This is a genomic window from Luteolibacter arcticus (assembly GCF_025950235.1).
Classification (GTDB): Bacteria; Verrucomicrobiota; Verrucomicrobiia; order Verrucomicrobiales; family Akkermansiaceae; genus Haloferula; species Haloferula arctica.
Genome location: NZ_JAPDDT010000018.1, coordinates 100,158 through 114,848, shown reverse-complemented (window position 1 = coordinate 114,848; position 14,691 = coordinate 100,158). Strand labels below are relative to the sequence as shown.

Genomic DNA, 14,691 nt, shown 5'->3' with positions numbered 1-14,691 from the left:
CCAACTGGGAGGCCTTCTCCACTCTGCACTCAAGAGCTGCGAACAATCGCAGCAGTCCAAGGGCGGCTGCGCCGCGGCCATGAGGCGGCCCTCTCCCTGTGGTCGAGCGCAATGGAAGCCGAAGGCCCTTGGACTGCTGCGGTCATCCGCAGCTTTTGAATGCACGCAGCGGCTGTCCACTTGTGAAGATCGCAGCGATCCCGAAAGCCCGGTTTAGTCCAACTGGGAGGCCTTCTCCACTCTGCACTCAAGAGCTGCGAACAATCGCAGCAGTCCAAGGGCGGCTGCGCCGCGGTCATCGGGCGACCCTCACACCACCTACTTCGCCCGCGGATGCGCTTGATCATACGCGCTCCGCAGCCGCTCCTTCGTCACGTGCGTGTAGATCTGCGTCGTGGAGAGCGACGCATGACCCAGCAAGCTTTGCACCGACCGCAAGTCCGCCCCCGCATCTAACAAATGCGTCGCGAAGCTGTGCCGCAGCTTGTGCGGCGAGATCTTGAACGGGATCGAGCTCAGCTTCAGGTACTTCTTCAGCAGCAGATCGATCGCCTGCTGCGTGATCCGCGTCTTGAGCTTGCCGAGGAACAGCGGCCCATTCGTCACCGCCGCCTCGCGCTGATAGCGCTGCAAGGCTGCCAGCGCCGGCCCACCGATCGGCACGATGCGTTCCTTCGCGCCCTTGCCCATCACCCGGACGTTTTCGCCGAGGAAATCGATGTCCCTCACATCCAGCCCGCGCAGCTCCGAGATACGCAGCCCGCACGAGTAAAAGAGCTCCAGGATCGCGGCATCGCGCAGCGGCATCCACGGTTTCGTCTGCTTCATCAGCGGCACCTGCAGTGGCAGCGCGAGCAGCTCATCGATCTGCGCGATGGTGAGCACCACCGGCAGCTTCTTCTCCGGCTTCGGGAGCTGGACCTCCGCCACCGGGCTCTTCGCGAAGCCGCGGCGATGGACGAGGAACTTGTAGAACGAGCGGATCGCCGCGAAGCGCAGCCGGATCGTCGCCTTCGAGAGGCCCGCCTTCATCATCTCGAACAGCCAGCGGCGGAAATCATCCGGTCCGAGATCGCGCCAACCCGTGAAGCCCTCGCCGCGCCACTCGCGGCAGGAAGCCATCGCGAGCTGGTAGTTCACCAGCGTGCGTGGCGAGGCCGTGCGCTCGACCTCCATGAATTTCAGGAAGTCGCTCTCCAGCGTCTCATCCATGATCGGCCGGCTGCTTCTCCTTCGCCTTTTCCTTCCGCGAACGGACCAGAGCAGTGATCACGAGCCCGAGACCGATGGCCATCATCACCGCGGCGATGATGAGTCCGAAGTTGGCTATCTGGACCTCCGATGCCTGGGCTTGCCCCATCATCTTGCGGGCATCCTCGAGCCGCTTGAGGACGAGGAAGATCAGGACGCTCGCCGAAGCGAACAAGGTCAGGGCGGTGCGAATCAGGCGGTTCATGCGCAAGCGGGGCAGGTGCCAAAGAATTCGAGCTCGTGGTAGAGGTTCTTGTAGCCGGTCTTGAGCCGGATCTCATCCTCCAGCTCGTGGACCGGGCAGGGGGCCTTCACCGACTCGATGCTGCCGCATTCCGTGCAGATCAGGTAGTCCGAGTGGCGGCCGGGAATCAGCAGCGTGAAATACGCCGCGCGCTCGTGCAGGCCCAGCCGGCGGGCGATGCCCTTTTCCGCCAGCCGCTGCAGCAGGCGGAAGACCGTCGCCTTGTCGCACTGGTCGCGCATCCGCGGCGAGGCCGCCAGTTCGCCCAGCGTCATCGGCCGCGGCGATTCGATCAGCGTGGCGATCAATTCCTCCAATGCCTTCGTCCGCCGCAGCCCGGCAGCACGGCACCGGTCCACGGTCTGGGAAACGATCTCGATCTCGGTCTCGGTCTCGGTCTCGGTCTCGGTCTCGGTCTCGGTCTCGGTCTTGGACATCCGGCCGGAAACTAGAGCGGGAGCGCGGGGAGGGGAAGGGGAGATTGCGGGTGTGATAGCTGGCTTTCAGACCGGCATCCATCGTGGTCTGCACGCTCCGCGTGCGGAACGAAGCTGCCTGCCCGGACGTCGGAGACCATCAGCCCATTAGGGAGCGGGGACCGTACTGTCCCCCACGCTGCAAAGGCGAATCAGCCTGCAAAGCCGGATCACCGGCACCCACAGCCCGCAAATCTCGGCCCGAACTATCCAAGGCGACAGTAAGGTCGCCACTCCTTACTCCACTGCCATCGCTCCCGTCTTCCGGCGTGCACGGACCACTTGCCCCACCCTACAGCAGCATCCCCTGTCCATCCCCCGGCGGCGGCATCTTCGCGCCGATCTTCACATATGCCGCCGGCAAGGCCACCCGGCCTCGCGGCGTCCGCTGCAAGAACCCCTGCAGGATCAGGAAAGGCTCATGCACCTCCTCGATCGTCGCCCCATCCTCACCCACCGCCACGGCCAGCGAACCAACACCGACCGGGCCACCATTGAACTTGTAGATCAGCGCTTCCAGGATGCGCTTGTCCATCTCGTCCAGACCCTGCTCGTCGATCTCGATCATCGCGAGCGCGGCATCGGCCAGCGGGCCATCGATGGTCCCATCGCCCTTCACCTGCGCATAGTCGCGCACCCAGCGGAGCAGCGCATTCGCCACGCGCGGCGTGCCACGGGAACGCGCCGCGATCCCCATCGCGCCCTCATGCTTCACCGGGATCTCCAGCAAGCCGGCCGAGCGCTCGATGATCTGCGCCAGCTCCTCCTGCGTGTAGTAGTCCAGCCGGTTCACCAGCCCGAAGCGCGAGCGCAGCGGCGCGGTCAACATGCCCGAGCGGGTCGTCGCACCCACCAAGGTGAAGCGCGGCAGATTGAGCTGGATCGATCGCGCCGATGGCCCCGAGTCGATGATGATATCCAGCCGGAAATCCTCCATCGCGGGATACAGGTATTCCTCGATCGCCGGGTGCAGCCGGTGGATTTCATCGATGAAGAGCACGTCGCCCTTCTGCAAATTCGTCAGCACGCCGGCGAGGTCGCCCGCCTTCTCGATCTGCGGCCCCGAGGTCACGTGGAGCTGCGAGCCGGTGGCGCGCGCGATGATGTTTGCCAGCGTCGTCTTGCCCAATCCCGGCGGGCCGGACAGCAGCACGTGATCGAGGACGTCGCCGCGTTGGCGGGCGGCTTCCACCATCAGCAGCAGGCGGTCCTTCACCTTCTCCTGGCCGATGAACTCGGAAAACACGGGAGGCCGCAGCGAGACATCGAAGGTCGAGGTCGGCGCGGTGGTGGTCTGCTGGTAAAAATTCTCGCTCATCCGGCGGGCGCTGCGGTGCGCGCGCAGCAGACCACGACGGCGGTCGGATGAACACCCTTTTTCGCTGGCGAATCATCAATCACCAATCTTCCAATCACCAATCGAACTGCCTGAAGAGGCTGGACCGCTGACGCCAGATGCGGAGCCCGGCGGGAAACCTTGCCTGCTCCCGATCCGGGTCTGCCGGAGCGAGAGCCATCACTCTTCCAAACACTTCGATTGGTGATTGGAGGATTGATGATTGGTGATTTCTCCTGTCTCCTCCCCGCCGATGTCCGGAGCGACCACCGCGATCCTGATCCCCGCCCGCGAGTGGCAGCAGCGGGTCGCGCGGCATCGTGCCCGGGCCGAGGAATGGACCGCGCCCGCGCGCCGGCGTCGTGCTCACCACCAGCCGCATCCGGTGGAGGATTTCCTCTTCTCCTACTATCCCTTCTCCTTCGCGAAGCTGGAGGAGTGGCATCCCGAAGCAGGCTGCGCGCTCGAGCGTCCGCCTTCCTACGGCATGCCCGCCTGCTGGACGAAGTCACCCTACCGCCATGACGAGAGCGCCGGCACCGTCTTCACCGATCCGCACTTGTTAGAGGCCAAGGAACTCGCCCGCCTCCGCTGGATCCGCGAGATGCTCGCCGCGACCCGCGACCGCGCGCCGAACTTCGCCTGCCACGGCCTCCACGAGTGGGCCATGGTCTATCGCGGCACCGACGTCCGCCACGCGACCACCACCACGTTGCGCCTGCCGCAGCAGGAAATCGATGCGCTCGTCGAGTCGCGTCCGATCCGCTGCTCGCACTTCGATGCCTTCCGCTTCTTCCACGCCGAAGCCCTGCCGCTGAATCGCCTCCAGCCCACGCTGTTAGAGCGTCAGGACTTCGAGCAGCCCGCCTGCGTCCATGCGAATATGGACCTCTACAAGTGGGCCTTCAAAGCCATGCCATGGGTCGGCTCGGACCTGCTCATGGACTGCTTCGAGCTGGCGATGGAACTCCGCGACCTCGACATGCGCGCCAGCCCGTATGACCTCACCGCCTACGGCCTCGAACCCGTAAAGATCGAGACCCCCGAAGGCCGCCGCGAATACGAAAAGGAGCAGACCCGCCTCGCCGACAAGGCCCGCCCCCTCCGCGAGCGGCTGATCGAGATATTGAATCGCGTGCTCCCCTAGCGGCCGGCCCGATAACCGCGGCGCAGCAGTCCAAGGGCCTTCGGCTTCCATCGCGCGGGGCCACGGAGTGAGGTCGGCCCCATAACCGCGGCGCAGCCGCCCTCGGACTGCTGCGATGATTCGCAGCTTTCGAGTGCAAGGTGGAGCCGGCTTATTCAGTTGGACCAAATCGGCCCACCAGGATCGCTGCGACCCTTCACCAGTGGCTCGCCGTTCCCTCCATTCAAAAGCTGCGGATGACCGCAGCAGTCCGAGGGCGGCTGCGCCGCGACCATCGGTAACCGCTTTCACGCAAGACCACGTCCTCAGCCGCCACGCAGAATCGCTCGCCATCATCGAGGAAGGCAGCGAGCCCGCCGCCATCGCCAAGGCCCGCCGATTTATCCACGCGCACCTCGATGACTCGCTAACGCTCGGCACCGTCGCCCGCGAGGCCGGCCTCAGCGAGTCGCACTTCTGCCGGCTCTTCAATGAAGCCACCGGCCTCACCCTCACCGGCTACGTCAACCGCTGCCGTGTCGAAGCCGCCAAGTGCGAGATCCTCAAGCCCGGCAAGCGTGTCTCCGAGATCGCTTTCGAAGTCGGCTACCAATCGCTCTCCCAATTCAACCGCTGCTTCGCAAGCATCACTGGCACCTCGCCGACCCTGCGGCGAAAGGAGAAGTTCGCCGGGGCGTGAGATCAAGGAAGTGAAGCGGGCAAAATGAAACGCGCGGCGGCGGCATACGCGCGCGCCCCGATGGGCTTTTCTCTTGTCTTGGTGAGTCCTCGCCGTTTGTATTCGAAAGCTCTGTACCCTGTGCTGCTACGGCACTGTTGCTTCAGAGTCCCTCCTTTCCCCCTCAGATTGTCGCCATGAAATCCACTCTCCCCATGGGCCGGATGACCCGTGCCTTGCCTCTTCGTCTTCTCATCTCGCTTGCCGCAGCCACACCTGCCGTTTCCTTTTCCCAGATCACCACCGAGTTCCTCGGGCCGGAAGAGATCGAGGAATTCGGAGGATACGTCTGGAGCGATTCCAGCAACTGGTCCAGCGGCACTCCCGCCCCGGAGGATGATGCGGTCATCCCGAACCGGCTTGATGAATTCGAGAACCCCTACTGGTGGTGGACCCCGTTCCTGGATGTGCACGCCACCGTGAACTCGCTCTTCATCGCGGACAATGCCGCGCTCTCTAACAATACCATCGGTCCCGGCAAGAATCTGTTCGTCGAAGGCACCACCACCATCGAGGGCGGCCTGGTCAATGGCGGCGGGCAATACTCGCTCGGCAATCTCACCAACTTCTCGCTCGCCACCAGGACGATCACCGGCGGCCGTGGCTTCTCCGTGTTCGACCGTCAATCCATCACGGAGGCCATCCTCCAATTCGAAGGGGCGGACATCGTCGTCAATCGCTCGGGCTTCAATCTCTTCGGTCCCAATGCCGTCGTCCGCGACCAGAACACCGGTCTCGATGCCTTCCGCAATCTCGCGGAGAACCATGGCTTTATCACGCTCGACGACGGGCACCAGATCCAGACCACCGGGAATTTCCTCAATGGAGAAAACGGCCTGCTCACGCTGGCGATCAATCCATCCACCCGGACCACGGTCTTCAACATCGCCGGCAATTTCACCAACAACGGCAGGGTGCGCCTGGGTGGGAACTCGACCTTCCTGGTGGCCGGTGGACTCCATGGCAGCGGCGAGATCGAGGTCACGGGTCTGCCCTGCAATCTCAATGTCCTCGGCACCTACAACCTCGCCGGCGGGAATCTCAATCTCGGCGGCAGCGGCATCGATAGCTTCATCCTCAAGGCCACCACGCTGGAGGTCACCGGCGACGGCACCGTCTCCGGAAATGGCACCATCGACAGCGTGCTGACCGTCACCGACGGAACCATCGCCCCGGGAAACTCCGCCGGACAGATCGTCGTGACCGATGACCTCACGCTCGCTTCCGGCTCGACCCTCGAAATCGAGATCGGCGGCACCTCGCACGACAAGATCGTGCAAAGCGCTGGCACCTCCGGCGTCACCCTTGGCGGCGAGCTCTCGCTTTCCACCATCGATGACTTTGATGACGAGGTGCTCTACACCTCCACCTACGAGATCCTCACCAGCGACATGCCCATCGCGGGCAGCTTCGCCAATGTGCTACCGGGTGCCCGCCTCGCCACCCCCCACGGCTCCTTCAAGGTCAGCTACGGCCCCGGCTCAGCCGCGCCGGCGAAGGTGGTGCTCAGCGACTATCAGGCCGTCATCACCCCAAAGAGCTTCGCGCAATGGGTGGAGGAACAGGAACTCACCGCGCCCGATGATGATGCGGAAGCCGACCCGAACGGCGATGGCATCGAGAACCTCGAAGCCTATTTCCGCGGCGTGCCCGCCACCGGTTCCACAAAGCCGAAACCCATCGCCGCCGTCGTTGCCGATGGCCTCCTCACGGTCAGCATCAGCGCGCCGAAATCGGTCACCGGCATCACGGTCAGAAGCTCCACCACCAGCACCGGCTTCGTCGTGTGGGACAGCGGACCCACCCCGGTGGTCATCGATGCCACGCCCACGCGGAATGTCTATCAGGTCACGATGCCCGCTTCCAACGAGGTAGGGTTCGTGCGCTTCGTGATCGAAAAAGAGGAGATCCTGGCGCATTGATTGACGTGTCCGCCCACCGCGCTGCCGGATGCTGCGTAGCCGCCTTGGAAGGACGGCCTGGCTTATGCGGGAAGCGGGACTTCGATCTCCGCCCACTTTCCAAGACGGCGCGGGGCACCCCTCAAAACGACAGCCATGTCAGCACCCCGCGGCCTTCTTCCCCAAGGGACTCAAGGAACTCCGGAAGAGCGTCTAACAGCTCGGTGATCTCCTCCGAAGAAGGCCGCAAATCTGACGCGTCATCCATGGCGGCCCGGACGGCATCGAGCTGTCGGGTGAAGTGTCCCCAATCCTCCGCCCGCACACGCTCGGCAAGTTCGGACAGTGTTTCCGGCGCGTAGGCCGCGATGAACGGCGGTTCCACATCTTCGCCCACGGGCAGCGCCACGTCCTTCCGCGCCCCGGTGGCCCCTTTGAGAATGTCTTCTTCTTCCCAAGATGTGCCCCAGAGGATCCCGAGTTCCCGCAATAGTGCTGCCTGTCGCTCGAAATCCGCGGACCGTGGCAAGCCGGACTTGGCGATCGACTCCGTCAGCTCCATCCACGGATACCAGGCGCCGAGCCAGGAGACGGCATCGTCCAGCTCCACCTCCTCGGCCTCGAAGGCCTCACCGGTTTCGTCGGCATCCTCGTCGAAAAACTTGGCGTGCAGGTTTCCCTTCTCCGCGGCCTTTTGCGTCTTCGCCCAATGCACGCGTTGCCAGATGAGGTCAGCTCCCATGGTGATGAATTATCCCGGTTGTGATTGCCGCCCGTGGATCTGGATGATGGCCAGCGGCAGGTCAAGAAATCGGCGACAAAGATCGCGAGGATTGACGTCATGGGGAGGGCTTCGGATTCATTCCGCCCCCGAGTAGTCCTCATGCTGCGGGCCGCGGGCATACACGTCCAGCGGCACGCCCTTGCGCTCCTTCAGCATCATTCCATTGAAGCGTGCCATGTAGGACTCCGCCAGCGGGATGTGCTTCTCGTAGTCGCCGCCCACTCCCTGCCAGGTGACATCGTAGCGACCATGCTCCTTCTTGTGACCCGCCACACCGGGGATCCAGTAGTCCTTCTTCGCGTAGATCGCCAGCCCGAGCAGCCGATACTCTCCCTTCGCGATCCGTGCACGGACTTGCGGTGCCGGATCGCTTTCCATCCACTCGACGAAGGCCCGCTCGTTCATCGAGTCACTCACCTGCTTGAGTCCGGGAACCTGGGCCGCCGAGTGAAGGAGATTCCCGCATCCGGCGAGAAGGCCGCCCGCTGCGATGGCGGCGATCTTGAAGCAAGGTCTCATCGGATTCATCGCCATGCACGAGGCTGCTCCTTTTCCCGCGGGTGGGCCAGCTTGAGATGCCCACCTCGCGGACGGTCATCTTTTCTGCCTAGGCCACCGGCTCTCACGGCTCGGACTTCAGCCGCAGGAAGCGCTTCTCCCCGCGCTCGTCGGCTTCGCTGTGCTGGAGACCGCCGGCCTCCAGCGTCATGGTCTGCAAGGGGCTCCACGTCACGAAGTCGGTGGATTCCTCCAGCGTCCAGAGGCCGGTCGCTTCGCCGGTGACGTTGAAGTCCACGGTGCCGTCTTCCAGGGTGAACGCCTCGATCTTCGGCAGCGGGTCCTCCGGAGTGGTAGGGTTCACCTCTGGCGGCGGTGGCAGGGTGCTGCTCACGCTCACGTTGTCAAACACGCTTGCCACCGTGGTGTCGCTCGCGCCAGAGCAGGCCGCCATGCCCAGGCTGTAGCTGGCGGACATGCTGATGTTCGCGCTCGCGAGCTGGGTCCAGGTGGTGCCGTTGGAAGACATGTAGCTCGTGAAGGTGTTGCCCTCGCGGGTCAGGCGCACCCAATACGGAGCGGGCTTGCCGGACGATGTCGTCGCCGAGCTGTTTCCGCCCGTGTTGGAGCGACGGACCCATTGGGCGCTGTTGGCCGGAGTCAGGCCGATGAACACCGAGCGTGAACCGCTGGCCGAGGACTCCCGCATCATCACGCCTGCCCTGGCTGCCGTGCCGGTATTCTGCAGGCTCACCACGCGCGCGGTGATCGTGCCGGTGCCGGACCACGGCTGGCTCACGAAGTAGAAGCTGTCGTTCTTGCCGGAGATGTTCGCGCCGCCGCCGGTGACATTGAAGGTGCCATTCAAATACGTGGCGCTGGTCGTGGCGGCGACGGTGCCGATCTCGGCTTCGGTCCATGGCGCGGGGATCGGGCCGGGGCCGGTGGCGGTGAAGTTCGCCGTGACCGTGAGGTTGGCTGTCACGTTCGTGTCGGTGCGCGGATTGGCAGTCGAACCGTCCGACCATTCGGTGAAGGCATAGCCGGAATCCGGCACCGCGGTCACCGCACTACTACTGTCGCCGTAGTTGACCGTCTGCGGTGTGATGCCGGTGAGTGTGCCGTTGGCACCGGCGGTGTAGGTTAGCGTGAAGGTGTCGATGGCGAAGTTCGCCGTGACGCTCAGGTTGCCGGTGACGTTGGTGTCCGTGCGGGGATTCGCGATGCTGCCGTCGCTCCAACTGACGAAGTGATAGCCGGTATTTGGCGTGGCGATGATGGGATTGCCACTCGTGCCGTGAGTGACTGTCTGCGGGGTGGTGCCGCCGAGCGTGCCATTGGCACCGGCGGTGTAGGCGAGCGTGTAAGTATTGATGGCGAAGTTCGCCGTCACGCTGAGGTTGCCGGTGACGCTGGTGTCGGTGCGGGGATTCGCGGTGCTGCCGTCGCTCCAGTTGACGAAGTGGTAGCCGGTATTTGGCGTCGCGGTGATGGCACTACCACTGGCACCGTAGTTGACGGTCTGCGGCGTGGTGCCGCCGAGCGTGCCATTGGAGCCGGCGGTGTAGGCGAGCGTGTAGGTATTGATGGCGAAGTTCGCCGTGACGTTGAGGTTGCCGGTGATGTTGGTGTCGGTGCGCGGGTTGGCGGTGCTGCCGTCGCTCCAGTTGACGAAGTGATGGCCGGCATTCGCCACGGCGGTGACCGCACTGCCACCGGCACCGTGGTTGACCGTCTGCGGGCTGGTGCCGCTGAGCGTGCCATCGGCGCCTGCTGTGTAGGTCAGCGTGTAGGTGTTGACCGCGAAGTTCGCCGTCACGCTGAGGTTACCGGTGACATTGCTGTCCGTGCGCGGGTTGGCAGTGCTGCCGTCGCTCCAGTTGACGAAGTGGTAGCCGGCGTTTGCCGTGGCAGTGACCGCGCTGCCGCTGGCACCCTGGATCACGGTTTGCGGCGTGGTGCCGCTGAGCGTGCCGTTGGCACCGGCACCATAGGTGAGGGTGTATTGCGGAGGCGGCGTGGAAAAGACCACCGTGATGGCGGAGTTGGAGGCGGTCCCATTTGACACCGTTGCCACCAGGCCGCTGCCGGAGCTGTCGTTGACCGTGACGGTCGGAGTGCCAGTCCGCGTGCCCTGATAGCGGAGCAGCGTGTAGGCAACGTTGGCTTGCGGGATGCTCGTGACATCGACGGCGATCGTTCCGGCGGTCCTCGTGTAGTTTCCGGAAACCGTGAGTGGTACCGTCGCCGGGCTGGCCGGAAGGTCCATCCTCAGGAATCCGCCCGACTGGGTGAACGACGTGATCACCGATGGGTCCGCAAATACCAGGGTCCCATTGGCGAGGGTCATCACGAGCGATGAATGCAGGGAGCCTGCCAAGGTCAGCGCCGCAGGTCCGGACTTGGTGAAACGCAGGTTGGTTCCAACGCCGGCGGTGAACTCCCGGTCCGTGGATTGATTGACCGTCAGCGAAGAGGAGCCACCGCTGCCTTGGATGGTCCCGAACTGCCCGGACAGATTGCCGATCGAGGAGGCGGCGTTTCCGAGCTGCACCAGCGGCGATCCTCCGGCGAGCGAGAGGCTTGCGGAAGCATTCGACCACGGCTGGTTGAGCTGCAAGGTGGCGCTGGTTCCATTGAGGACGATACCCGCCAGGGAATTCAGGCCCGTGGCGTTGTCGTTGATGAGCAGGGCGCGGGTGCCGACCGTGACGGTTCCCGTGCCAAGCGCGTTGGCGGCACCGGCCCGCAAGGCGGCGGATTGAGTGCCGCCACCGCTATGATTGACGGTCCAGTTGCCGGCGAAGGAGTTGTTGTTAGAGGAATTGACGGAGAGCTGGCGGACATAGCTGCCACCGGCGCCGGTGTCGGATACCACGGAAATCGTTCCGTTTCCGGTAAGGGCTCCGGTCAGGTTCGCATCATTGTCGTAGTTGCCACCGGTGATCTTGAGCGTGGTGGCCCCGCCAAACGAAACCCCGGCGGCCACGTTGTGGAACGAGGAGCCATTCGAACAACGGAACTGCAGCGTCCCGTCATCCTCCACCGTGGTGGAGGGAAGATTGTAGGTGATGGTCTCGCCGCCCGAGTTATGGACGCGGTACAGATCCAGAATGCCGCCGGGCTGGATGCGGAGCGACTTCGCCACCAGCGCCTGGCTGTTGGATGCGCTGTCGTTCGAGGTGACCGTGTGAGCCACGGCATATCCTTCGCCGGTGTTCTGGGTGCCGCTGATGGGTGCCGGAACTCCGCTGTTCCAGGTGGTTCCCACGTCCCACTCGCCGGCGGCGATCGAGGTGATGTGATCGTCGATGGTGAGGGTGGCGGCCGAAGGCGAGCCCAGCGAATAGCTAGCCCCGGAAGAAAGGGTGAGCGTGATGGTCTCACTGATGCCATCGGGACTCGCGGCAATCGGATCCACGGTGATGGTCTGCGAAAGCGAGCCATCGGGAATCGTCACGTCATTCGGGATGGCGATGTAGTCGGTGCCCGGGATCGCCGTTCCCGAGCGGGTGAACGGAACGGTGATGGATCCGATCGGGTGGCTTCGCGTGAAGGTGAACGAACCCGGAATGGGTCCGCGTTTCGACGCAGACAGCGAGGAGCTGACGGTAACCACCGGCAGGGGTGGCGGCAGCGCGGTGAACGAGACCGGAGCGGAATCGATTTGATAACCCCAATCGCCGTAGCTGGCACGAGCCGTGAGGGTATGCGCCCCCGGTGCCAGCGCGGCCAACTGCGCGGTCCATGGAGCCACCGGAGCGGAGGCGAGCGAGGATTCGTTTTCGATGAAATCCACCTGCGAGGTGATGGCGGCCAGCGTGGTCACGCTCGCCGCAAGGTTGATGTTCAGCGGAGAGATCGACGATCCGGCGGTGGGTGCCGTGAGTTGGACGGACGGGGCGTTGAGCGCCTGCTGATAGAGGGACTCGACCTGCGTCGCGGTGAATGTCGACTTGTAAACCCGGACGTCGTCCAGCCAGCCCTTGAAGTGGCGCAAGACGTTGGTCGAATCGTAGCCGAGATACATCGTGCCGTTGAATGCCTCGGAGGCATGGGTGGCGGTATTGGTGGCGCTCTGCAGGCCGGTGGGCGTGCGAAGGTGGAGCGTGGTGCCGGTGGGCGAGACGCTCATGACGGCGAGGCACCAGGTGTTGTCGGGAACGGTGATGCCTGAATCCCAATTGTAGTTGCCGTCATCCCAAGTGTAGCGGAGTTCGTTGGCGGTGCCGAAATGCAGGCCCGCCACGGAGGAGCCGGCTCGAGTGAAAACCAATGGTGCCCACGCTGCCTGGGATCCATTCCGCTTCACCCACGTGGTGAAGGTGAGGGTGTTGGTGCTGTAGCCCGGCGAGGAGATCGAGGTTTGGTCGTTCGTTCCATCGAAGCTCGCGCCCCTGCGGGTCACCACGTTGGCACCAGTCTGATTGACCACGGTTCCATTCTGGTGGGTCCCGTTCTTCGTGGTGCGGATGAGGTTCACGGCGGTGGTTCCCGCGGAATCATCCAGCGTCCAGTGATCCACGGGAGTGACGATCTCGGAAGTGGGCCGCAGCACGACGTATCCCACCGCCTGCATGCCGGCGGAATCCTGGATGCGATAGGTGAACCAGTCCGTGCCGGCGGTTAGAACCGGTGGCGGATTGTAGAGGATCTCGTCACGCCCGCCGGGGCCGGTGCCGGTCGAGCGGCTGAGCGTGCCGCCGAATGCCGAAGTGCCGGCGAATGAATGAAGCGAGAGCGCCTGGCCATTGGAGTCCGAGTCATTGGCCAGGACGTCGATTTTGGTAGCGCCGGTGACCAGGTAGGAAGTCGCGTCCTGGTTCGCCCGCGGCGGAAGCGGGAAGGTATAGGCACCGAGGTTGTCGAGCATCCCGGGGCTCCTCGAATTGCGGTGGTTGATGATCCTGAGCAGTTCCGAACTGGAGAAACGCGAGAGCGCGTTGTTGGACATGATGGTGGAGCCCTCGGGATTGCCGCCACCCTCGTAGTGATTCGATCCCCAGTTGTGTCCTGCCTCGTGACGCCAAACCACGGAGAAGTCCCCGTCTCCATCCGAATCATTCGCGGAGTAACGGTTTGAGGTTCCCACCGCTCCGACCCAGGCGAGGCCGCCATTCACCTCCGAATGCAGGACCGCGGCCAGATCGTGGGTGCTACCCATCGGCGTGCCTGCCGCCTGCCAGACCGTCCCGACACGGGTCAGCAGCTTGTTCGTGTCGTCATCGGTGGCGTAAGGATCCTGCGTTTGATCCGCACGGACGACGACCTTGCCGATCCGGTGGAGGATGGCCGCGTCACGAAGGTAAACCATGTTCGCTGACATCGAGGAGAACTCGATTTGCTCGAGCACGCCGGCCGCGGTTCCACCACAGGCGGTGAAGTGGTTGAAGGTGGAGTCGAATCCGTATTCAGCCGCAAAGACGGCCGAACCCGCACCGCCAGAGGCCACCACCGAGGTGGGCCACGCGGGGGTGAATCCGGAACCGCTCGCGGAGGCGGTGCCTCCGGTGGTGGTCCAAGTGGTGCCATCTTCGAAACCAATGCGTGCCAGCAAGGTGCCGTCGGCCCTCAGCAGGCCACACGCGATGGCGCCGGGCCGTCCCTGCACGGTGCCGAGGTAGGTTCGCGGCACATCCGGAGTGAACGCTGACAAGCTCCCGTCGGACTGCTGGACCAGCACCGCGAAGTTCGCGTTACGGATCGGATGCAGCGCGAAGTCCACCGTCAGCGACTGGGACGCCGTGCTGATCACGCGGGTAAACGTGGCCGGCGGTGCCTGGGCGCGAACCGGGGTCGCCAAAAGGCCCGCCAGCAACACGACGATAAAGACCAACGGTAAGCACCGGGCGAAGCGGGGATTGCGGGCTTTCGAACACATGGGATTGAAGGGACAGGAGAGGTGAAAGGGACGAAGAAGGTGTCGACCCCACCCACGGATCAAGGGCGTTATTGTCACCTTAAATCCGATTAAGTGACCACGATAGACGAAGTTCGTCCCTCTCCAAGGCCATAATTTGACGGCACTAGTTCGAAGGGTGGCCGGGTATATCGATCATGGAGGAGAATGAGTCGAGTGAGCATCTCCACGCTGGATTCCAGTGCGGTCGAACTCCTGCTGCATCCGCGGTGATGCGACTGGGTCGTTCAGGCGGTCGACGGGCGTCGTGGGGAACCACGGGTCGTGTCTTACTTCGGGCTGCGCGCAATGAGGCGCGGCCCGCTTGGGTCTCCACGAGAGATGGAGAATGACAAGCGGACCGCGCCTCAAATCGCGGAAAATCAGATTTCGCTATAAAGGAACGATCACGATGGAAGTGGGTCAGTTTTCCACCG

The 14,691-nt window shown here is 63.8% G+C and carries 10 protein-coding genes; 3 read left to right on the top strand and 7 right to left on the bottom strand.

Going from position 1 to position 14,691, the window contains the following annotated elements:
- Positions 1 to 318 precede the first annotated feature (318 nt).
- The 4 genes from OKA05_RS25370 to ruvB form a co-directional block, all read right to left on the bottom strand.
- On the bottom strand, positions 319 to 1,212 hold the full coding sequence (locus OKA05_RS25370) for a tyrosine recombinase XerC (RefSeq protein ID WP_319800668.1): 894 nt from the start codon (positions 1,210 to 1,212) through the stop codon (positions 319 to 321).
- Positions 1,205 to 1,456 (bottom strand): hypothetical protein, encoded by a 252-nt coding sequence (locus tag OKA05_RS25365; RefSeq protein ID WP_264490017.1) that lies wholly within the window; start codon positions 1,454 to 1,456, stop codon positions 1,205 to 1,207. Before OKA05_RS25365 ends, OKA05_RS25370 begins: the two co-directional genes overlap by 8 nt.
- The gene (locus tag OKA05_RS25360; protein WP_264490016.1) at positions 1,453 to 1,932 is read right to left on the bottom strand and encodes a Fur family transcriptional regulator; all 480 of its coding nucleotides are present in this window, start codon (positions 1,930 to 1,932) and stop codon (positions 1,453 to 1,455) included. Before OKA05_RS25360 ends, OKA05_RS25365 begins: the two co-directional genes overlap by 4 nt.
- A 331-nt stretch (positions 1,933 to 2,263) precedes the next feature.
- Positions 2,264 to 3,289 carry a Holliday junction branch migration DNA helicase RuvB gene (gene ruvB / locus OKA05_RS25355; protein ID WP_264490015.1) on the bottom strand — a complete coding sequence of 342 codons (1,026 nt, stop codon included), beginning with the start codon at positions 3,287 to 3,289 and terminating at the stop codon, positions 2,264 to 2,266.
- A gap of 271 nt (positions 3,290 to 3,560) precedes the next feature.
- Between ruvB and OKA05_RS25350 the strand changes: the two genes are divergently transcribed.
- The 3 genes from OKA05_RS25350 to OKA05_RS25340 all read left to right on the top strand — a co-directional run bounded on the left by OKA05_RS25350 (position 3,561) and on the right by OKA05_RS25340 (position 7,094).
- Positions 3,561 to 4,454, top strand: a complete 894-nt coding sequence (locus OKA05_RS25350; RefSeq protein WP_264490014.1) for a hypothetical protein — start codon at positions 3,561 to 3,563, stop codon at positions 4,452 to 4,454.
- Between the two features lie 202 nt (positions 4,455 to 4,656).
- Positions 4,657 to 5,133 carry a helix-turn-helix domain-containing protein gene (locus OKA05_RS25345; RefSeq protein WP_264490013.1) on the top strand — a complete coding sequence of 159 codons (477 nt, stop codon included), beginning with the start codon at positions 4,657 to 4,659 and terminating at the stop codon, positions 5,131 to 5,133.
- A gap of 176 nt (positions 5,134 to 5,309) precedes the next feature.
- The gene (locus tag OKA05_RS25340; RefSeq protein ID WP_264490012.1) at positions 5,310 to 7,094 is read left to right on the top strand and encodes a hypothetical protein; all 1,785 of its coding nucleotides are present in this window, start codon (positions 5,310 to 5,312) and stop codon (positions 7,092 to 7,094) included.
- Positions 7,095 to 7,215: 121 nt separating this feature from the next.
- Here OKA05_RS25340 and OKA05_RS25335 read toward each other — a convergent pair whose 3' ends face one another.
- The 3 genes from OKA05_RS25335 to OKA05_RS25325 form a co-directional block, all read right to left on the bottom strand.
- Positions 7,216 to 7,815: a hypothetical protein gene (locus tag OKA05_RS25335; protein WP_264490011.1), complete on the bottom strand. Its 600-nt coding sequence runs from the start codon at positions 7,813 to 7,815 to the stop codon at positions 7,216 to 7,218.
- Between the two features lie 117 nt (positions 7,816 to 7,932).
- Positions 7,933 to 8,376: a hypothetical protein gene (locus OKA05_RS25330; protein ID WP_264490010.1), complete on the bottom strand. Its 444-nt coding sequence runs from the start codon at positions 8,374 to 8,376 to the stop codon at positions 7,933 to 7,935.
- 103 nt (positions 8,377 to 8,479) lie between these two features.
- A complete protein-coding gene (locus OKA05_RS25325; RefSeq protein ID WP_264490009.1) occupies positions 8,480 to 14,236 on the bottom strand; it encodes an InlB B-repeat-containing protein in 5,757 nt (1,918 codons plus the stop codon).
- Between the last annotated feature and the right edge of the window lie 455 nt (positions 14,237 to 14,691).